Here is a 19,697-nt window from a genome sequence, read left to right on the forward strand (position 1 = left end):
GACAACGGCGAAGACCGCGCCGCCGAGAGAACCTCGGCAGCGCGGCCTTCGGGAAACCTCAGCGAGCCCGGTTGGCGAGCAGCCGGCGTGGGCTGAGCCGGCCGATCCGGTCGCGGACCCGGGACATCGCCGTCACGACCGCCGTCGAGGCGTCGACCACCGCGCCCCGCCAGCGCCCCAGCACGGAAGGCGGGAAGACGGCCGCGACCAGACGAGTACGGCGGCTCGCCCGGTCAGCCAACCCCCGGCGCACCGACCGGACCGCCTCGGGCAGGCCCGGACCCGACAGCGGGCTGCGGGCGTAGCGCGCCCGTTCCTCCGCCTGGCCCAGCAGCCGCGCCCCGTCGCCGCCGGTGGAGTCACCGCGGAGCTCCGCCGTCGCCAGCCGTTCCGCGGTGGCCCGCGGCGTCTCCGTGCGGTCGATCGGGATCCGGAAGTCGACCAGCGTGTCCATCAGCTCGTCCCACGCCGCGTGCGCATGTGCCCGCGTGCGCCGGGCCGCCTCCGTCGTCGGCAGCACCGTCGGGGCGTCCGGGGACGTACTGGCCTCGGTCGCCGCGCGGCGGCGGCGGCGCAGGGCGCCCCGGCGGAACGCCGGCAGGCCGAGCAGCAGCACGGCCAGCAGGACCGCGCCCGCCGTGTAGAACGGCCACTTCGGCATCGTCGGGGCCGGGCCGCTCGGGAGCGCCTCGTTGCCACCCGGGTCTTCCTTGCCCGGCAGGTCGTCGGCGTTGTTGCCACCGGCGCCGGGTGACGACGACGGGACCACTGACGGGGTGACGACCGGCGCGTCCGGGTCCGGGGCGTAGTCCGGGCGCACCGCTCCCGGCACACCGGTGCGTGGCGTCGCGTCGAACGGCACCCAGCCGTACTCCGGACCGAAGTAGACCTCTGTCCACGCGTGCAGGTTGAGGTTCGTCAGGACCATCGCGTCGCCGTCGCGGGAGGTGCCGTTCGTGAAGCCGAACGCCACCCGGGCCGGGATGCCGGCGGCCCGGACCATCCAGGCCATCGTCGCCGCGTACTGCTGGCAATAGCCCTTCTTGTTGTTCAGGAAGTTGAGGATGTCCTCACCGGAGGTGCCGCCCTCGGTCTGGAGCTCGTAGCTGAAGCCGTTGGTCGCCGAGAAGAACCGGTAGATCGCCATCACCTGGTCGTAGGTGGTGGTCTTGCCACCGACCAGCTCGTCGACCTTGTTCTGCACCTGGCGCACCGACGGCACCTGGGTGAACCGCTTGACCTCGAGGCTGTCCGGGTCGGGCGAGGGGGCGGCGCGCAGGGCCTCTCCGGTGTAGTTGCCACGTACGAAGTCGAACCGGTAGTCCTTGCCGTTGGACTGCGCCTTGTTGGAGAAGACGACCTGCTGGTTCGTGTCGTACAGCCACTGGTTGTCGAGCCCGTCGGTGGCGATCGGGATGCCGTACGTCGGGGCGAAGTTCATCTGGAAATCGGACGACATCTCGACCTCGGCCGAGTACTGCTCGTAGGTGACCCCCGCGCGCGGCTCCTCCCGCGGGTCCTTGAGCTGCAACAGGCTGCGGCCCTGCGGCGAACGGCTGCGGAAGCCCTCGGAGCTGATGTCGTCGGCCACCGCGAACCGCAGGTAGAACGGATCTGGGTCGGTCGTCGTCACGCGTGCGAAGGTGACCAGGTCGGACTTGCGCAGCTGACCCGAGAGCGCGGCGAACAGGTTGACCCGGCCGGGGCGGCCGGAGCCGTCGCCGAGCCCGACGCCGTCACCGGAGCCGCCGTTGAAGCGGGTCAACAGACCGGAGGTCATCCCGGGTACGGCGACCGGCAGCGCGACCGCCGCCAGGACGCCGACGATCGCGAGCCGGCGACCGGCGGCCGCGAGTGGCGACGGCTCCCACACGTCCACGTCGCGGCCGTCGCCGGTGAACCGGCGGCCGAACCGGCGCACTCCGTCGACCTTGTCGGCGACCAGCAGCCAGAGGAAGCCCATCGCACCGATCACGAACGGCAGGAACGAGACGCTCGTCGGGTAGACCGCGACCGGCACCGAGTAGATGGCCAGCATCGGCAGCCCGGCCAGTGCCGGCCGGCGTAGGCCGACCACCGCCAGGTCGACCATCACCGCGACCGCGCCGATGCCCAGCACGGTGACGAACAGCAGCGGGTCGCGGTCGGGCACCGGGACCGCGAACGTGCGCATGTCGTCGCCGGACTGGGTGATCAGCCCGCCGAAGTGCTCGAGCGTGCCGGTCCACGGCAGGAGGCCGGCGAACTCCTCGCCGCTCGGGAAGAGCCAGGTCAGCGCCAGCAGCAGGGTCACGACCATGGTGACGAACTGCGCCCAGACCGGCGCCCGCGCGGTGCGGGCGAGGGTGGCCGCGCCGGCGATCAGGGCGACCGCGATCGTGCACTGGATCAGCCAGGTCCACTGCTCGAAGATCGTGCTCAGGGGCGCCGAGGCCATCAGCGTGGCGATCGCCGCCACGAGCCCCATGTGCCGCCGGCTCCTCATCGCGCCACTCCCAACGTGCCGGCAACCGTTTCGGCCATGGTGGCCCGGTAGGCGAAGCCCTGCGAACCGCGCGCCGCCTGCGGCCAGAGCGCCGGCAGCTTGTCGCCGTGCGCCGCCCCGACGACCCGCCAGCCGCTGCTGAGCAGGCCGAGCGCGGCCGCCTCGCGGGCGGCGTCGGCCTCGACCCGCGCCTCGGGGGCGAGGTTGAGCCAGGTCGAGGTGTCGACCAAGACGGCGATGCAGGTCGCATTGTTGCCACGCAGCGCGGCCAGCAACTCGGTCTCGCCGGGCTCCAGCCCGCCCAGCACGGCGATCACCAGACCGCCGTCGGAGCGTCGCCGGACCCGCTCGACCAGCAGCCCGATGTCGCCGCGCGGGGACAGCTTGACCTCGGCCAGGTGGTCGAGGAGCGCGCCCTCGCCGCCCGCCTCGGAGGCGTCGACGTCGACGCTGCCGTCGGTCACGAGCCGCAGCTTGTAGCCGGCGGCACGCAGGTGCACGGCGATCGAGGCGGCGGCCGAGACCGCCCACTCGAAGCTGGACGTCGGTCCTTCGCCGCGGTGCCCGTGCTGCCGGGTGTCGAGCACGACCGTGGCGCGGCTCTCCCAGGGCTGTTCCTCGCGGCGCACCATGAGCTCGCCGACGCGGGCGGTCGACTTCCAGTGGACCCGGCGCAGGTCGTCGCCGCGTCGGTATTCGCGGGTCGCGGCGTCGTCCTCGCCGTGCACGGCCACCGACCGGGCGCGGCTGTCGCCGGTGCCGGCGAACTCGCCGACCAGCCGGACCGGCGGGAGCGGCACCACCTGCGGGATTACGGTGAGCCGGTCGACCGACGGGAACGAGCGGGACAGCTCGCACAGCCCGAACGGGTCGGTGAGCCGGACGACCAGCGGGCCGACCTCGTAACGGCCGCGGACGTCGGCGCGCACCGTGTAGGCCACCGAGCTGGCCTGGTGCGCGCCGAGCCGTTCCAGCACGACCCGGGGCCGGCTGCCCAGGGCGTACGGCAGCCGGTCCTCCAGCAGGAGCGTGCCGGTGGGCAGCCGGGACAGGTTCTGCAGTCGCAGGATCACCCGGGAGCTGGCGCCGACCTGCACGCGGTGCGGTTCGAGCGACCGGCTGCAGGCCAGCTTGTAGCGGCTGCGCCCGACGTAGGCCGCCGCGAGCAGCGGCAGGATCGCCAGCAGCACGGCCACCCTGAGCAGATCCTTCTCACCGAGGATCAGCGCCGAGAGGGCGGCCGCGCCGCCGGCGGCGAGGAACGAGCGACCGCGCGTGGTCAGCCCGCGCAGCGCTTCGCGCACGTCACATCCTCCGGTAGTCGCCGCGTCCGTCGGTGGACTGTGGGCGGGTGTCGTATGGGGACTGGCTGCGGTGGTGGGGGAGCGGCAGCCGGTGCACGATGTCGGCGACGATCGCGTCGGTCGTGCGGCGGGCGAGCTGGGCGTCGGCCGTCGGGATGATCCGGTGCGCGAGCACCGGCACGGCCAGCGCCTGCAGGTCGTCGGGGAGCACGTAGTCGCGGCTCTCGAGGGCGGCGACCGCGCGGGCGGTGCGGATCAGGTGCAGCGCCGCGCGTGGGGACGACCCGAGCCGCAGGTCGGGCGCCTCGCGGGTGGCGGTGACCAGATCGACCGCGTACTGCTTCACCGCGTCGGCCACGTGCACGTCGCGAACCGTGGCGATCAGCCGCCGCACGGTGGCGGCGTCGGCGACGGGCCGCAGCGCCTGCAGGGGGTCGTGCGCGCCGTGCGCGTCGAGCATCGCGAGCTCGGCGGCGGGGTCGGGGTAACCCATCGCGATGCGGGCGGTGAACCGGTCGCGCTGCGCCTCGGGCAGCGGGTAGGTGCCCTCCATCTCGATCGGGTTCTGCGTCGCGATCACCATGAACGGCGTCTGCAGCTCGTACGTGGTGCCGTCGACCGTGACCTGATGCTCTTCCATGCACTCGAGCAGCGCCGACTGCGTCTTCGGCGAGGCCCGGTTGATCTCGTCGCCGACCACCAGGTTGGCGAACACGGCACCCGGCTTGAACTCGAAGTCGTGGTTCTCCTGGTTGTAGACGCTGACCCCGGTGACGTCGCTGGGCAGCAGGTCAGGGGTGAACTGGATGCGTCGCACGGAGCAGTCGATCGACCGCGCCAGCGCCTTGGCCAGCTTGGTCTTGCCGACGCCGGGAACGTCTTCGATCAGCAGGTGGCCCTCCGCCAGGAGGACGGCCAGCGCTAGCCGCACCGTTGCCGTCTTGCCCTCGATGACCTGCTCGATGTTGGTCACGATGGCGTCACTGGCAGCGCGGAACTCGGGACCGGGCAGTGGTCCGCCCAGGTCGTCCCAGGTCTGCTGTGTCACGGGCCTCCTCCTCGGGGGTGTTGCGGCTTCATACTCAAGAGCGTTTGGGCCCGTGGTTTGGTTCACCCGGTGCGGGCAGAATTCGGCAGGCCGCCGCAACACCGCCGGCCCCACCCGTCCCATCAGGCTATCTGGATTTTTCGGGGCCGCCGACCCGGCGGTACCCCGCTGTCCAGGATGGGTGTTTTGACCGTGCGAGAGGGCGTTGGTCGGATAACCGGAAACAACGACAAACCGCACGGTGAATTGGCGGATTGATATCTTTCACAAACGATCATCGACCACTATCGTGATTCGCCATGGCTTCCCCTCAGGCGGGCGTGAGTCCGCAACCGGCAGAGGGATCCGCATCCCTCGAGAACTTCGGTTACCGCCAGGAGTTACGGCGAGAGCTCCGTTTCGTCGACATGCTGGCCTACGGCCTCGTGTTCATGGTGCCGATCGCACCCTTCGCGATCTTCGGTTCGGTCTTCCAGGTCTCGGGCGGCATGGTCGCCCTCACCTATCTGGTCGCGCTCGTGGCGATGCTGTTCACGGCGAACTCGTACGCGCAGATGGTGAAGGCCTTCCCGATGGCCGGTTCCGTCTACAACTACGCGAGCCGCGGAATCGCGCCGCCGGTCGGATTCGTCGCGGGTTGGGCGATTCTGCTCGACTACATCCTCGTACCGAGCCTTCTCTACGTGGTCGCGGCATTCTCGATGAACGCGATCGTGACCTCGATTCCGACCGCGGTGTGGCTGGTCGTCTTCGTCCTCGTCAACACCGTCGTCAACTACCTCGGCATCAAAATCACCGCGACCGTGACCCGCTGGTTCCTGATCGCCCAGCTGATCGTGCTCGCGCTGGTGGTCGTCGTCTTCCTCATCGCGCTCGGCCAGGGCAAGGGCAACGGCCTGTCCGCCGGCACCGCGCTGTTCAACGGTGACCTGTTCGGCTGGTCGCTGATCTTCGCCGCGGTCGGCGTCGCGATGCTCTCCTTCCTGGGCTTCGACGGCATCTCGATGCTGGCGGAGGAGAACCGCGAGGAAGCCAGCAAGATCGGTCGCGCGATGGCCGGCGCGCTGATCGTCGCGGGCGTGCTGTTCGTCCTCCAGACCTGGCTCGGCTCGATGCTCGTGCCCAACCCGGACGCGCTGCTCAACGGCGGCCCGGTGGCCGGCGACGAGTTCGCCGCGGCGGCCGAGTCGGCCAGCGGGCACTGGATGTACGTGCTGACCTCGCTCGCCACCGCGCTGGCCTGGGGCATCGCCAACGCCATGGTCGCGCAGGGCGCCACCTCGCGGCTGCTCTTCGCGATGGCCCGCGACAAGCAGCTCCCGTCGTTCCTCGCCCGGGTCTCGCCGAAGCACGCGGTGCCGACCAACGCGGTGTTCCTGGTCGCCGGCCTGTCGCTGGTGCTCGGCCTGACGCTCTGGTTCACCCGGGAGGCCGACGCGATCGCCGACCTCGGTCGCCTGGTCAACTTCGGCGCCCTGGTCGCGTTCATCGTGCTGCACGTGACGGTCTTCTGGTGGTACGTGGTCCGCAACGGCAGCCGCGACTGGCTGCGCCACGCGATCCTGCCCGCGGTCGGCCTGGCCATGCTCGTCTACGTGGTGGTCAACCAGAAGATCTTCGCCCAGCTGATCGGCGGGATCTGGGTGCTGCTCGGCATCGCGGTGGTCGCCTTCCTGGTCGCCACCAAGCGCACGCCGATGCTGGCCGGCATGTCGGAGGAGACCACGGTGGACCCCGACGACAACCTGACGCCCGCTCCCTAAGATCACGCACACAGCACACACGGAAGGCGGAAGCGTGACCGACGTTCTCCGCTACCGGCCGACGGCCGCCGAACTGAGCTACACCTTCGGCGGCCGTGAGCCGGTGGCCCGCATCAGGTCCGGGGACATCCTGGACACGTACACCGAGGACTGTTTCGGTGGTGTCGTCCGGGGTGTCGGCGACCTGCCCTCGCAGGTCTGCGAGTTCCCCTACCTCAACCCGGTCACCGGACCGTTCCACGTGGAGGGTGCGGAGCCCGGCGACACGCTCGCGCTGCACTTCGTCTCGATCACGCCGGCCCGCGACTGGGCCGTCTCGTCGACGTTCCCGCACTTCGGGGCGCTCACCGCCACGCACGCCACGGCGATGCTGCACGAGCCGCTGGAGGAGCGGGTCTGGGTCTACGAGATCGACAAGGCCAACGGACTGGTCCGTTACACCGCCCGCAACAGCGACTTCACCGTCGACCTGCCGCTGGACCCGATGCACGGCACGGTCGGGCTGGCACCGGGCGCCTTCGAGGCCCGGATGACCATCGTCCCGGACGTGCACGGCGGCAACATGGACACTCCGGAGCTGCGCGCGGGCAGCACCGTCTACTTCGGCGTCAACGTGCCGGGTGCGCTGTTCGCGCTCGGTGACGGGCATGCCCGCCAAGGCCAGGGCGAGGTCAGCGGTGTCGCGGTCGAGGCGGCGATGAACACCGTCGTCGCGGTCGAGCTCATCAAGGGCGTGGCCACGCCGACCCCGCGGCTGGAGACGGACGACCACCTGATGTCGGCCGGCTCGGCGCGACCGTTGGAGGACGCGTTCCGGATGAGCCAGCACGACCTGGTCACCTGGGTCGCCGACGCCGGCAAGCTGGACGTCCTCGACTCGTATCAACTGATCAGCCAGGCGGGCGAGGCACCCGTGGGCAATGTGTGTGACGCCAACTACACGATGGTCGCCAAGGTGGCCAAGCGCTATCTTCCCTCCGTCGACATGTATCAGGGCGCCCACGCCCGACTGCGCGCCCTCGCCGAGAGCTACCGCGCAAGACCGTGAGGGGGAGGGACGGATTCGGTGCGGCTGCGCGAAGAGCTGTTCGTGCTCGGCTTCGACAATGGAGGCAAGCCGGCCGTCCATCCGGAGAGCCTCGACATCGGAGTCGCCGGTGCCCGGCTGGTCGAGCTCGTGCTCGCCGGCCGGGTCGGCGTCTCCGGCGGTCGGCTCGGTGTGATCGAGGCGTTGGCCACCGGCGACGCCGGGACCGACGCCCTGCTGGCGGCGATCGTGCGCGCGACCAAGCCGCCACCGCTGGCGGGGGCGCTGAGCCAGCTCCGCTCCGGGGCCGGCGACGCCGTTCGGGCCGACCTGCTGGCCGAGGGCGTGGTCACCAAGGTCGCCCAGCGCCGGCTCGGCCTGGTGCCCGTGACCCGCTACCCGGTCGACGAGACCGTGGTGCGGTCGATCACGGTCCGGATGTGGTACGCGGCACACGGCCGGTCGCAGCCCGACGAGCCGACCGCCGCCCTGTGCGGTCTGGTGCACGCGGTGCTGCTGCACGACCACGTCTTCACCGCCATGCCGCTGGCCGGGCTCGACCAGCGCCTGCGGGAGATCCGGGCCAAGCTGTCGGACCCGGTGCGCGAGATCGTCGATGCCGTCGGCGCCATGGTGGCGAGTGCGGCGTTCGCGATCTATCGCTGACCGGGGTATCATGCCCCCATGGCCAGGGCCTTCCTGCTCCTTATCGAGCCGTGCTGACGCGCTGACGCGACCGGCACGGCTACCCCTCCTGTGTGAGGGGCTTTTTTATGCCCTCCTGTGCTTGATCAAAACCAGCCGTTTCCTTCACCCCGCGCGACGCGGTGCTGGCCCTGACGATGAAAATACCGAGGTGGCGAACATGAGCGAGGCAGCCGAGCGTTCCGACCAGGACGTCCCTCCGTTCCGATACACGGCCGCGCTGGCCGGCGACATCGAGCAGCGGTGGCAGGACTACTGGGAGGCCAGGGGCACGTTCCGGGCGCCCAACCCCGTCGGTGAGCTGGCCGACCCCGAGCACCCCCGGGCCGGCGCTCCCAAGATGTACGTGCACGACATGTTCCCGTACCCGTCGGGCGACGGCCTGCACGTCGGTCACCCGCTGGGCTACATCGGCACGGACGTCTACACCCGCTACAAGCGGATGACCGGCTTCAACGTGCTGCACCCGATGGGCTTCGACGCGTTCGGGCTGCCCGCCGAGCAGTACGCGGTGCAGACCGGCACCCACCCGCGGATCACCACCGAGCGCAACATGGTCCGGTTCTGGGCGCAGCTGCGCCGGCTGGGCATGGGCTACGACGACCGCCGGCGGATCGCGACCAGCGAGCCGGAGTTCTTCCGCTGGACCCAGTGGATCTTCCTGCAGATCTTCAACTCCTGGTACGACGCCGCCGCCGGTAAGGCCAGGCCGATCGACGACCTGATCGCGGAGTACGCGGCCGGTACCCGTCCCACCCCGGGCGACAAGCCGTGGGCCTCGCTGTCGGGCGTCGAGCGACGGGCGCTGCTGGACGAGCACCGGCTGGCCTATGTCTCGGAGGCGCCGGTCAACTGGTGTCCGGGGCTGGGCACCGTGCTGGCCAACGAGGAGGTCACGCCGGACGGCCGCAGTGAGCGGGGCAACTACCCCGTCTTCAAGCGCCGCCTGAAGCAGTGGATGATGCGGATCACCGCGTACGCGGATCGCCTGGTCGACGACCTGGAGACGCTGGACTGGCCCGAGCCGGTCAAGATGATGCAGCGCAACTGGATCGGCCGCTCGACCGGTGCGCACGTCGACTTCCCGTTCGAGACCGCGGCCGGCGCCTCGGGTGAGATCACCGTCTTCACCACGCGGCCCGACACCCTGTTCGGCGCCACCTACATGGTCGTCGCGCCGGAGCACCCGATCGTCGACACGCTGACCGCCCGGCACTGGCCGGAGGGCACCCACGCGCCGTGGACGGGCGGGCACGAGACGCCGGTGCAGGCGGTGGCTGAATACCGGCGGGCCGCCGCGCGCAAGACCGAGGTCGAGCGGGCCGCCGAGGCGCGCGACAAGACCGGCGTCTTCACCGGCACCTATGCGGTCAACCCGGTCAACGGCGCGCGGGTCCCGGTGTTCATCGCCGACTACGTGCTGGCCGGCTACGGCACCGGCGCGATCATGGCGGTGCCCGGCCAGGACGAGCGGGACTGGGAGTTCGCGGAGGTCTTCGAGCTGCCGATCATCCGCACGGTGCGGCCGTCCGACGGCTTCGACGGCAGGGCGTTCACCGGCGACGGCCCGGCCATCAACTCGGCCGCACCCGACCGCGGCCTGGTGCTGGACGGCCTGGGCGTCACCGAGGCCAAGGCGACCATGATCGCGTGGCTGGAGGCGAACGGGGCCGGCGTCGGCGCGACCACCTACCGCCTGCGCGACTGGCTGTTCAGCCGCCAGCGCTACTGGGGCGAGCCGTTCCCCATCGTCTACGACGAGACCGGGCTGCCGGTCGCACTGCCCGACTCGATGCTGCCGGTCTCACTGCCGGAGGTCGACGACTTCGCGCCGCGCACGTTCGACCCGGACGACGCCAGCAGCAACCCGGAGACGCCGCTGTCCCGGGCGCGCGAGTGGGTCGAGGTCGAGCTGGACCTGGGCGACGGCCCGAAGCGCTACGTCCGCGACACGAACACGATGCCGAACTGGGCCGGCTCGTGCTGGTACGAGCTGCGCTACCTGGACCCGCGCAACGACAAGCAGGCCGTCGATCCTGAGAACGAGGCCTACTGGATGGGCCCGCGGCACGAGGGCGACCCCGGCGGCGTCGACCTGTACGTCGGTGGCGTCGAACATGCAGTCCTGCACCTGCTGTACGCGCGGTTCTGGCACAAGGTCCTGTTCGACCTGGGCCACGTCTCGTCGTTCGAGCCGTTCCGCCGCCTGTTCAACCAGGGCTACATCCAGGCGTACGCGTTCCGCGACGACCGCGGCATGGTCGTGCCGGCCGAAGAGGTCGAGGACGTCGACGGCCGCTGGTTCCACGAGGGCGTCGAGGTGCGGCGTGAGTACGGCAAGATGGGCAAGTCGCTGAAGAACGTCGTCACGCCGGACGAGATGTGTGAGGCCTACGGTGCCGACACGTTCCGGGTCTACGAGATGGCGATGGGCCCGCTGGACGTCTCCCGCCCCTGGGAGACCCGCGCCGTGGTCGGTGCGCAGCGCTTCCTGCAGCGCGTCTGGCGCCTGGTGGTCGACGAGGAGACCGGCGCGACCCGGGTCGGCTCCGCGCCCGCCGACGAGCAGACCCGCCGCCTGCTGCACCGCATCATCGACGGCGTCCGCGGCGACCTGGACGACCTGCGCTTCAACACCGGCGTGGCCAAGCTGATCGAACTGACCAACGGCCTGACCTCCCTGGGCGGCCCGGCCCCGCGCGAGGTGGTCGAGCCGCTGGTCCTGATGACGGCACCGTTCGCGCCGCACGTGGCCGAGGAGCTGTGGCAGCGGCTGGGTCACACGACGTCGCTGGCTTATGCCGACTTCCCGGTCGCGGATCCGGCGCTGCTGGTGGCGGAGGAGGTCACCTACCCGGTCCAGGTCAACGGCAAGGTCCGGGGGCGCGTGTCGGTGGCCGCGGACGCGGCCGAGGACGACGTCCGTGCGGCGGCCCTGTCGGCGGTCGACGAGGCTCTGGGCGGCAAGGCGCCGAAGAAGGTCATCGTCATCAAGGGCCGCATGGTCAGCGTCGTCGTTTAACTCGGCTTCATGTCCCGGGTCCGTCGGGGGCGCGACCGTCGCTCCCGCCGGACCCGGTCTTCGTCGTTGGTCGATCTGACGGCGTCTGTCCTTGCGGTCCGTCCCACGATCGGTCCGGCGCCGTGTTACGGGGGCTTTCGCCGTTGTCGGTCGCGGCCCTGACCCACCCACCGACCGCGGTGACGATCGCGGTCGTGGATCACAGTCCATTGGTCGCGCTTCGCTGTGCGTCTTTCTCGGTGGTGGGCCTTCGTGGGCCCCCACCACCACGATGCGGCCGCACGACCTCGGTGGGGCGTGCGTCATTGGGTCGTTGTGGGAGTTCGTGACTGTTCGTCGGTTGATCTCTGATGAACTGTCGGCGCGGGTGGAGCCGCATCCGCCCGATGGGCCGATCACCGCGGTGTGGCCACCGCTGTTGTCACCCGTACGGGCAGCCGCGCGAGGCTCGCCAGACCACGACCGCTGCCGCTCGTCGATGCGACGAGCCGCCGTTACGGCTGTTCCTCGGCAGCTACCGGGACGCCATCGCCGAGACGGTGCACGGGCAGCGGCTGCGGACCTGGGGGCAGTGGCGCGACCTCGCGGAGTCGGCCGGCTGATGAGCCGGGGGGCCGCGTCCTGATCGAGTATCGGAAGGCCGGGGTATCACTCGGATCGTCGCCGTGCTCAGTTGTCGCGCCCAGTGCGCCAGGTCCCGGGCTCGGCGAGTTCGATGATGTTGCCGAGGTTGTCGGTGATGAATGCGAGCCGCTGACCGATTTCGGCTACCTGCATGGGACCGCCGATCAGCTCCACGTCACGGTCACGCAACTGGGAGACGGTCCCGTCGAGGTCCTCCACGGCCACGCAGAAGTGGTGCAGCCGCGACGGATCCATGCTCGTCAGGATGTTTGTCGTCGTCTCGCTGTTGCGGTCAGACGCGCCGGCGAGCAGCTCGATCCTGACGTCGCCGGCGACCATGAAGACGAACGTCGTGCCGTGTGAGTCGAACCGTCGCTCCATGGTGAAGCCGAGCTTGCTCGAGTACCACGCGATGGTGGCCTCGAGATCATCAGGAGTCACGCTGATACCGACGTGGTCGTGGGAGAAGGAATTACTCATGCCACCGAGGCTCGCCGACGATCGAGCCGGCAACCAGGGATGGGTCTACGGTAGGAATACCTTTACCACCCTAGGATTGACCTGCACGAGCGAGAATCTGCATTGTGACCACCTCCGACACGACGCTGGGCGCGACGTTGCGCGCATGGCGCGACCGCCTGTCGCCGGCGACGGCGGGGCTGCCGAGTCGGCATGCGCGCCGCGCGAAGGGACTGCGCCGGGAGGAGCTTGCGGAGCTCGCGGGCATCTCGGTCGACTACGTCGTTCGACTGGAGCAGGGGCGCACGACGACCCCCTCCGGACAGGTGGTCGGCGCGCTCGCTCGCGCGCTACAGCTGACCGACGCCGAGCGTGATCATCTTTATCGGCTGGCCGGCTTGACCCCACCGGCCGACGGGGAGATCTCCGACCACGTCCCGCCGGGTGTGCTTCGACTGCTCAACCGGCTGGGCGATGCGGCCGCCGCGGTCTTCGCCGCCGACTGGCAGCTGATCTGGTGGAACCGCAGCTGGGCGGCGCTCCTCGGAGATCCGGCCGCAACGCCGCAGCGGCTGCGCAATTTCGCCCGCGACACTTTCCCGGTCGACGGCGGGGGTCCGCGCCTGTCGCACTGGCCGGTGACCTCCTTGGCCCAGGACAGCATCGAGTCCGCCATCGTGTCCGACCTGCGCCGCGCCACGGGATGCTTCCCCACCAGCCGCCGTCTCAACGACCTGATCCACGCCCTCATCGCGGGCAATCAACGGTTTGCCACGTTGTGGGCCTCGGGCGCGGTCGGGACACATGAAGAAGACCACAAGATCATTGGACACCCACTGGTCGGACCAATCGCAGTGGATTGCGATGTCATGACCGATGGCGACGGGGAACGGAAGATCGTCATCTTGACCGCGGCCCCGGACACAGAGGACGAGACGAAACTGCGCTTGGCGGTGCTGTCGGGCGTCCCCAGCCCTCTTGCGACCTGAGGCGACGTCTGCCCGCCCGCTGCGACCGTGCAGCCGGCCTTGGCCTACCGGTCATCCGCGCCGCCGGCCCGGGCCGGGTTGCCGCGTGACTGCCCGCATCGCGGCCGATTCCCGGGGGAAGCCGACGTGGCTGGCGAGCAGGGTCAGCCAGGCTGCCAGCGCGTCGTCGTCCATCCCGTTCCGGCGGGCGAGGACCTCGCCGCGGCACCACCCCGATCCACGAGACACCGCCTAGTCGAGTCGGCCCTGCCAGGTGGTGATGCAGGCCTCGTTGCCCTCCGGGTCGGACAGGACCCAGAAGGCCGGGGCGTCCGCTGCTGAGAGCAGGTGGCCGCCGGCGGCCAGGGCCGCGTTCAGGCGGCCGGAAGCCTCGTCGTGGGGGACGCACAGGTCCACGTGGATGCGGTTGCGTTGGGGGCGGGGCTCGTCCATTTGCTGGAACCAGATGGCGGGGCCTTGGCGGTGGGGGTCGACCAGCGCTATCTCACTGTCCACGTCGGGCACATAGCCGAGCAGCGCCGCCCAGAACGGGCGGATCAGGGGGATGTCCAGCGCGTCGATGGCAAGCTCCAGGATTTGGACCGAGCCCGTGCCGAGCTCCGGGGTCGTCCGTAGTCCCCGGGTGGCCAGGGCGGCCGTGAGGCGATGGGCCAGGTCGACGTCGTGGGGCGTCACCGCGGCGTGCTCGGGTGACTGGAGGGTCAGGATCACCCGCTCCTGGCGTAGGTCGATGCGCAGGTGGTCGTCGCCGCACGTCGCGACCGCGTGGGTCGCCACCAGGGCCGCCTCGGTCAGGGAATTGACCGGCACGCCGGTGCGCAGTGTGCCGAGCAGCAGGCGCCAGCCCAGGTGGCTGACCGCGTCGGAGGCCTCCTGGCGGCGCAACGACTCTTCCACGCCCAGGATCGTCGCATGGACCACCGACAATTCCGTCCGCGAGACGAGGCTCACCGCGGCGGCGATCGGTGGCGGGCGCCTCCGCGACGGCCAGTAGGAATAGGGCCATGAGATTCGACGGGCGGGTCGTCCTGATCACCGGCGGTGCGGGCGTGATCGCCGGTGCCACCGCACAGGCCTTCGCCGAGCGGGGTGCGACCGTCGTGCTGGCGGGACGTGACGGCAGGAAGCTCGCCAGAGCGACCGAGCGGATCGACGAGGGCGACGGCGAGGTCGACTGGATCGCCGCCGACGTCACCGACAGCGGCCAGTTGGCGGCCTTGGTCGCCGAGGTGGTGCGGCGGCACGGTGGGCTGCACATCGCGTTCAACAGCGCCGGTGTCTTCACCCCACCCGCGCCGCTCGCCGATGTGGACGAAGACGACTGGGCGCGGCACGTCGACGTCAACCTGACCGGCGTCTTCCTCGCGATGAAGCACGAGATCAGGCACATGCGCGCCAACGGCGGCGGGGTCATCGTCAACATGGCGTCCAACATCGGGGCGCACGGACGCCGCGCCGGGATTGCGGCCTACGCGGCGACCAAGGCCGCCGTCAGCGTGTTGACCCGCGCCGCGGCGCGTGACCACATCGGTGACGGCATCCGGATCAACGCGGTCAGCCCCGGGGCCAGCGACACTCCGATGTCGTTCCGTCCGGGCGAGAGCCGGGAGGACCGCGACGCCCGCATCCGCACCACCGTCCCCGTGGGGCGGGTCAGCGAGCCCCGCGAGGTCGCGCAGGCCGTGCTCTGGCTGGCGTCCGACGATTCCAGCTTCGTGGTCGGCCACGACGTGGTCGTCGACGGCGGCACCACCGCATGACCACGTCGGACTGGGCGTTGCGGCCGGCGACGAGCGCGGACGTCGAGCCCATCGCCGAGCTCAGGGCGGTCGTGCTGCGCCCCGACCTGGAGCGGCTGGGCCGCTTCGACCCGCACCGCGTGCGCCAGCGGCTCAGGGACGGGTTCGAGCCCCAGCACACGTCGATCATCGAGGTCGACGGGGCGTTCGCGGGCTGCGTCGCGATGCGCCCCACCGACGACGGCCGGTGGCTGGAGCACTTCTATCTGAGTACCGAGGTGCAGGGCCGGGGGCTCGGCTCGGCGGTCCTCCGCACGTTGCTGGCAGCGGAGCCGGACCACGTCCGCCTCAACGTGCTCAACGGCAGCAAGGCCCGCCGGCTGTACGAACGCCACGGCTTCACGGTGGAGCGGGAGGACCCGATCGACGTGTGGATGGTCCGCTGGAGCGACGCCACCGCCAGATGATGATCGCCGTGGCGAACAAGCCGAACGACGCCGGCGCCACCGCGAACCAGTTGATCGAACCCGGGGACACCACCGCGGACCCGATGGCCGCGTAGCCGAACGCGGACGGCGCCGAGGCGACCACACTGCCCACGAGGTACGGCAGCAGCCGCGCACCGGTCGTCCCGTAGCCGTAGCTCACCAACCCAAACCCGCCGATCGGCAGGAGCCGCACGGTGATCACGCCGAACACCGACTGGCGAGAGAACCAGCCGTCGAGCCGGGCCAGCCGGCCGCGTACCCGTTCGGCGACGAAGTCGCGGCCCAGCCAGCGTCCGACCCCGAAACCGAGCAGCGCGGCCAGGAAAGCGGCCGCCAGCGTGTAGCCGGCGCCGCCCAGCGGACCGAACAACGCACCCCAGGCCACTGTGATCAGCGTGCGCGGCACCAGCACGATCAGCAGCGCCGCGCCGACGCCGACCGCCGCCACCGGCGCGAAGGGCCCGAGCCGGTCGACCGCGTCCGGGATGGCCCGCAGGTCGGGCGGCGCCACCAACAAGAGCAGGCCGAACCCGCCGAGCATGGCGACCAGGACGGCGAACCGCACGACGGAGCGCTGCCGGGCGCCGGGCTGGAGGGCCAGCCTGACCCGGCCCGGCGGGGGCACGGGCCGGGCCGGCGCCGCCTCGATCGCCGGCCGCTGCTCCGGCGGCTCGGTCACGACGCGACGGCGGCCTGGCGCTCCTGGCGCAGCCGGTCGGTCCAGGTGTCGTCGAGCGGTGGCAGGTAGCCCGCTCCGGTCGCCCAGCGCAGCAGCAGATCAGCCAGTGCCGGGTTGCGTGAGAGAGCCGGGCCGTGCGAGTACGTGCCGATCAGGTTGCCCCGCCACGCGCCCTCGCTGGTGCCGTCGTTGCCGATGCCGGTCGTCACCTGGGCCAGCGGCGAAACGCCGGGGCCGAGGTGCGTACGCCCGCCGTGGTTCTCGAATCCCGACAGCGGCGGCAGGCCCAGCCGCGGGTCGATCACCCCGTGCAGCTCACCGACGGCCCGGGTGGCGCCGCGGTCCGACTGGAGGTCCAGCAGCGACAGGCCGGGGTAGGAGGCGCCCTTGGCGAAGAAGGAGGTGCCGAGCAGCTGGTAGCCGGCGCAGACCGCGAACACCACCGAGCCTCGCGCCACCGCCCGGTGCAGGCCGCCGTCGGCGTTGAGCCGCTGGGCGGCCAGCGCCTGGGGGCCGTCCTCGCCGCCGCCGAGCAGGTAGAGGTCGGCGGAGTCGGGCAGTGGCTGGTCGGATCGGATCTCGATGGTCTCCACCGGGATGCCGCGCGCCCGCGCCCGAGCGGCGAGGATCAGCATGTTGCCGCGGTCGCCGTAGGTGGACAGCAGGTCCGGGTAGATCCAGACGATCCGCAGGTCTTCAGTTGACACGGTCCAGCTCCGCTCGGATGTCCTGGAAGGCGGTGTAGTTGGCGATCACTTCGAGCCGGCCGGGCGGCACCGCCGCGAGCGCGTCGGGGAACGAGGTGACGTGCTCGAACGGGATGCCGTTGACCTGGAGGCGCACCGCCAGGTCGTACGCGCGGTCGCCCGTGATCAGCACGCGGCGGCCGTACAACGGGGAGAAGTCCACGTCGAACAGCCACGACGTGTCGAGGCCGTCGGGGTCCCGGGCGTTGATGGACAGCAGGGTGGGCGCCGCCTCGGCCATGTCGAAGGCCTCGAGCCAGCTCGCCGGGTTCTTCGCGAGCAGCAGCCGGATCAGCCGGCCGTCGCGCTCGACCTGGGCGTAGCGGCCGGCGACCGAGGTGACCGAGCTCAGCCGCATCACCGCGTCGGCGGGACGCACGCCGAACTGGGCCGCGACGGCGAGCGCGGTGGCCGCGTTGCCGATGTTGACCGTGCCGGGGAGCTGGAGCTTCACCTGGTGCCACGCGCCGGTCGGGTCGACGACGCCGTCCTCCTCGACGACCCAGTGCGGCCGGGGCCGGCGCAGCGGGCAGGTCGTGCACCGCCAGTCGCCGCCCGCCCGCTGGATCGCGCCGCCGCACTCGGGGCAGACCCAGGAGTCGTCGTGCCAGCGCTGGCCGGCGCTGAACCAGGTCACCGAGGGGGAGCCGAGCGCCGCCCAGGTGACCATCGGGTCGTCGGCGTTGGCGACGATCTGCACGTCGGGGTGGGAGGCCAGCGCGGCCTTCCACATCTGCGCCATCATCGCCACCTCCTTGGCCCGGTCGAGCTGGTCGCGGGAGAGGTTGAGCAGCGCGACGGCCCGCGGCTTGGTCTCCTCGAGGACGCGGGCCAGGTAGTGCTCGTCGACCTCGAGCACCGCGTAGGGCGTGGCGCCGGCCTTGGCCAGCGCCGAGGTGTGGCCCGTCGGCATGTTGGCGCCGAACGCGTTGGTGGCCACCCGGCCAGCGGTCTCGAGCGCGGCCACGGTGAGCTTGGTGGTCGTGGTCTTGCCGTTGGTGCCGGAGATCAGCGCCACCGACCGCCCGGCGGCGAGGTGCTTGAGCAGCTCAGGGTCGATCTTGAGCCCGATCCAGCCGCCGATCACGGAACCGTCGCCGCGGCCGGCGGCGCGGGAGAGTGCCGCCGCGGTGCGCGACACCGAGCTGGCCACCTTCGCCCGCAGGGGCATTTTCGCGTCCGTCACGCGAGCGAGGTTACCGGACAGGACATAGCACGCGGCTGGTCGCGCGCAGACGTCGGGGCCGGGAAAATGTCCGGTTTATCCCCGCGTACCCGAACGAGTCGTGTGCCCATAGTCACTGATCGTTATCACGGACTGCGGATCGGACAGTAACCCGCTGTCGGTGACGAATCGGGCACCGAATGTCTATCGGGGCGAGACGTCGCGTGCCAACTTCGCTGTGTAGTGAGGCCGTTTCAAAGCGTATAACTCCCGATCGGCTACAAACTGAGGGCCGGTCACGTTAACCGCGTGGCCACCGTGCCGCATGGGGACACGCTTAACCCCGCTCATCCCCGCGGCGCAGTCGTTGACCTCGAGCACACGGCATTCCAGAGCGGGGATGGGGGGAACCAGCGTCGCCACTCCGCCGCCAGCGGACGGGGCGGACGCCGGGGGTCGACCGGTGCGGCAACCGCCGTGCCCGTGCACCCGGCGGCGCCTTCCGTACGCGTGCCGGAGGGATCTCGTTCGTGCTAGAGCTCCGATCACGCCGTCCGGGACGGTCCGCCGCCCGAGCCGGCAGGTTCGTCGCTACCACCGCCGCCGCCTGTCTGTGCGCCGGCCAACTGATCGCCACGTCGCCGGCACACGCCGCCGCCGAGGCCGCGTCCCGGCCGGCGATCGCCGCGAGCAATACGCGGCCGAAGCTCCCCTGGGGCAGCACCGCCACGTTGCGGATCACCGTGAAGGACCCGAAGACCGGCAAGCCCGCGGGCGCCGGCACGGTGGTGACGCTCGAGCAATGGGCGTCCGGAACCTGGAAGGGACGAGGAACCAAGAGGTTGTACGCCAACGGCTACAACTGGTTCTCCGTCAAGCCGCTGGCCACCACCTCGTACCGCATCGTGTTCAAAGGTGGTGGCGGCTACGCCCGCTACTGGTCGCCGACCATGCGCGTCACCGTCACGCCGAGCGGCGCGAAGGTGCTCGCGGAGGCCAAGAAGCACGTCGGCAAGCCGTACCGGTACGCGGCCTCCGGGCCGTCGGCGTTCGACTGCTCCGGCTACACGATGTACGTCTACCGCAAGTCGGCGGGCAAGAAGCTGCCGCACAAGGCGAACAGCCAGCAGCGGTACGGCCGGGCGGTGTCGAAGTCGGCCGCCCGTCCCGGTGACCTGATCGTCGTCCGCAGCGGCTCGTACGGCACGCACGCCGGTGTCTACGCGGGCGGCGGCTACATGTACGACTCGCCGCACGCCGGCAGCCGGGTGGGAAAGCACAAGATCTGGACGCGGAACTACGTGGTGCGCCGGCTCGTCTGACGCTCTTCGTAAGCGGTTCCCGGTGGGGGCATGGCGGCGCTGCCGCTGTTCGGGCCGGCCTGCATCACCGACGTCACGAGGTTGACCATCCACGTGCCGGCGAACAGTGCGACCACCCATGAGGCGGTCGAC

The 19,697-nt window shown here is 70.9% G+C and carries 17 protein-coding genes and 1 pseudogene; 9 read left to right on the forward strand and 9 right to left on the reverse strand.

Translation table 11 applies throughout. The annotated features are described in order from the left end of the window. Positions 1-58: 58 nt before the first annotated feature. The 3 genes from AB0J88_RS32000 to AB0J88_RS32010 are packed head-to-tail and all read right to left on the reverse strand — an operon-like array spanning position 59 to position 4,837. Positions 59-2,485, reverse strand: coding sequence for a DUF3488 and transglutaminase-like domain-containing protein (locus AB0J88_RS32000; protein WP_364348563.1), 2,427 nt, complete (start codon positions 2,483-2,485; stop codon positions 59-61). Further along, positions 2,482-3,789, reverse strand: coding sequence for a DUF58 domain-containing protein (locus AB0J88_RS32005; RefSeq protein ID WP_364348566.1), 1,308 nt, complete (start codon positions 3,787-3,789; stop codon positions 2,482-2,484). The genes AB0J88_RS32000 and AB0J88_RS32005 overlap by 4 nt, the downstream gene beginning before the upstream one ends. 1 nt (position 3,790) lies before the next feature. Beyond that, positions 3,791-4,837, reverse strand: coding sequence for a MoxR family ATPase (locus AB0J88_RS32010; RefSeq protein WP_364348569.1), 1,047 nt, complete (start codon positions 4,835-4,837; stop codon positions 3,791-3,793). Between the two features lie 407 nt (positions 4,838-5,244). Between AB0J88_RS32010 and AB0J88_RS32015 the strand changes: the two genes are divergently transcribed. The 5 genes from AB0J88_RS32015 (at position 5,245) to AB0J88_RS32035 (ending at position 11,956) form a co-directional block, all read left to right on the forward strand. Further along, a complete protein-coding gene (locus AB0J88_RS32015; protein WP_364349385.1) occupies positions 5,245-6,600 on the forward strand; it encodes an APC family permease in 1,356 nt (451 codons plus the stop codon). Between the two features lie 34 nt (positions 6,601-6,634). Further along, a complete protein-coding gene (locus AB0J88_RS32020; RefSeq protein WP_364348572.1) occupies positions 6,635-7,648 on the forward strand; it encodes an acetamidase/formamidase family protein in 1,014 nt (337 codons plus the stop codon). A gap of 18 nt (positions 7,649-7,666) precedes the next feature. Continuing rightward, positions 7,667-8,293, forward strand: a complete 627-nt coding sequence (locus AB0J88_RS32025) for a GPP34 family phosphoprotein (RefSeq protein WP_364348575.1) — start codon at positions 7,667-7,669, stop codon at positions 8,291-8,293. 199 nt (positions 8,294-8,492) lie between these two features. After that, complete coding sequence (leuS, locus tag AB0J88_RS32030) at positions 8,493-11,354, forward strand: leucine--tRNA ligase (protein WP_364348578.1); 2,862 nt, start codon at positions 8,493-8,495, stop codon at positions 11,352-11,354. A 386-nt stretch (positions 11,355-11,740) separates the two neighbouring features. Then, entirely contained in the window at positions 11,741-11,956 is a 216-nt protein-coding gene (locus AB0J88_RS32035) for a hypothetical protein (protein WP_364348581.1), read from the forward strand. A gap of 67 nt (positions 11,957-12,023) precedes the next feature. Here the strand turns inward: AB0J88_RS32035 and AB0J88_RS32040 are convergent, their stop codons facing one another. Continuing rightward, positions 12,024-12,458, reverse strand: a complete 435-nt coding sequence (locus tag AB0J88_RS32040; protein ID WP_364738090.1) for a VOC family protein — start codon at positions 12,456-12,458, stop codon at positions 12,024-12,026. Positions 12,459-12,562: 104 nt separating this feature from the next. Here AB0J88_RS32040 and AB0J88_RS32045 point away from each other — a divergent pair, with 104 nt between their 5' ends. Next, positions 12,563-13,426, forward strand: a complete 864-nt coding sequence (locus tag AB0J88_RS32045; protein ID WP_364348587.1) for a helix-turn-helix transcriptional regulator — start codon at positions 12,563-12,565, stop codon at positions 13,424-13,426. A gap of 231 nt (positions 13,427-13,657) precedes the next feature. Here AB0J88_RS32045 and AB0J88_RS32050 read toward each other — a convergent pair whose 3' ends face one another. Continuing rightward, the gene (locus tag AB0J88_RS32050; protein ID WP_364348590.1) at positions 13,658-14,323 is read right to left on the reverse strand and encodes a VOC family protein; all 666 of its coding nucleotides are present in this window, start codon (positions 14,321-14,323) and stop codon (positions 13,658-13,660) included. Positions 14,324-14,430: 107 nt separating this feature from the next. On the opposite strand from AB0J88_RS32050, the gene AB0J88_RS32055 reads away from it, so the two are divergent. Together AB0J88_RS32055 and AB0J88_RS32060 are read left to right on the forward strand one after the other, a co-directional pair. Then, positions 14,431-15,186, forward strand: a complete 756-nt coding sequence (locus AB0J88_RS32055; RefSeq protein WP_364348593.1) for an SDR family NAD(P)-dependent oxidoreductase — start codon at positions 14,431-14,433, stop codon at positions 15,184-15,186. Continuing rightward, positions 15,183-15,632: a GNAT family N-acetyltransferase gene (locus AB0J88_RS32060; RefSeq protein WP_364348596.1), complete on the forward strand. Its 450-nt coding sequence runs from the start codon at positions 15,183-15,185 to the stop codon at positions 15,630-15,632. Before AB0J88_RS32055 ends, AB0J88_RS32060 begins: the two co-directional genes overlap by 4 nt. Here the strand turns inward: AB0J88_RS32060 and AB0J88_RS32065 are convergent. The 3 genes from AB0J88_RS32065 to AB0J88_RS32075 form a co-directional block, all read right to left on the reverse strand. After that, positions 15,565-16,194, reverse strand: a complete 630-nt coding sequence (locus tag AB0J88_RS32065; RefSeq protein WP_364349388.1) for a VTT domain-containing protein — start codon at positions 16,192-16,194, stop codon at positions 15,565-15,567. The two genes, AB0J88_RS32060 and AB0J88_RS32065, sit on opposite strands and share 68 nt — an antisense overlap. 134 nt (positions 16,195-16,328) lie before the next feature. After that, positions 16,329-17,039, reverse strand: coding sequence for a glutamine amidotransferase (locus AB0J88_RS32070; RefSeq protein WP_364348599.1), 711 nt, complete (start codon positions 17,037-17,039; stop codon positions 16,329-16,331). Beyond that, positions 17,029-18,249, reverse strand: coding sequence for a MurT ligase domain-containing protein (locus AB0J88_RS32075; RefSeq protein WP_364349391.1), 1,221 nt, complete (start codon positions 18,247-18,249; stop codon positions 17,029-17,031). Before AB0J88_RS32075 ends, AB0J88_RS32070 begins: the two co-directional genes overlap by 11 nt. A gap of 524 nt (positions 18,250-18,773) precedes the next feature. On the opposite strand from AB0J88_RS32075, the gene AB0J88_RS32080 reads away from it, so the two are divergent. After that, on the forward strand, positions 18,774-19,565 hold the full coding sequence (locus AB0J88_RS32080; protein WP_364348602.1) for an NlpC/P60 family protein: 792 nt from the start codon (positions 18,774-18,776) through the stop codon (positions 19,563-19,565). Between the two features lie 38 nt (positions 19,566-19,603). Here AB0J88_RS32080 and AB0J88_RS32085 read toward each other — a convergent pair. Next, positions 19,604-19,697 (reverse strand): annotated as a pseudogene (locus AB0J88_RS32085) (CDP-alcohol phosphatidyltransferase); the annotation flags it as partial.

It is taken from the genome of Asanoa sp. NPDC049475 (assembly GCF_040676915.1).
GTDB lineage: Bacteria > Actinomycetota > Actinomycetes > Mycobacteriales > Micromonosporaceae > Asanoa.

What these genes read in the sequence shown, in the direction of transcription:
- AB0J88_RS32000 (WP_364348563.1), bottom strand. Translation starts at nt 2,485, where the DNA reads ATGAGGAGCCGGCGGCACATGGGGCTCGTGGCGGCGATCGCCACGCTG.
- AB0J88_RS32015 (WP_364349385.1), top strand. Translation starts at nt 5,245, where the DNA reads ATGCTGGCCTACGGCCTCGTGTTCATGGTGCCGATCGCACCCTTCGCG.
- leuS (WP_364348578.1), top strand. Translation starts at nt 8,493, where the DNA reads ATGAGCGAGGCAGCCGAGCGTTCCGACCAGGACGTCCCTCCGTTCCGA.
- AB0J88_RS32035 (WP_364348581.1), top strand. Translation starts at nt 11,741, where the DNA reads ATGGGCCGATCACCGCGGTGTGGCCACCGCTGTTGTCACCCGTACGGG.
- AB0J88_RS32040 (WP_364738090.1), bottom strand. Translation starts at nt 12,458, where the DNA reads ATGAGTAATTCCTTCTCCCACGACCACGTCGGTATCAGCGTGACTCCT.
- AB0J88_RS32055 (WP_364348593.1), top strand. Translation starts at nt 14,431, where the DNA reads ATGAGATTCGACGGGCGGGTCGTCCTGATCACCGGCGGTGCGGGCGTG.
- AB0J88_RS32060 (WP_364348596.1), top strand. Translation starts at nt 15,183, where the DNA reads ATGACCACGTCGGACTGGGCGTTGCGGCCGGCGACGAGCGCGGACGTC.
- AB0J88_RS32065 (WP_364349388.1), bottom strand. Translation starts at nt 16,194, where the DNA reads ATGCTCGGCGGGTTCGGCCTGCTCTTGTTGGTGGCGCCGCCCGACCTG.
- AB0J88_RS32075 (WP_364349391.1), bottom strand. Translation starts at nt 18,249, where the DNA reads ATGCCCCTGCGGGCGAAGGTGGCCAGCTCGGTGTCGCGCACCGCGGCG.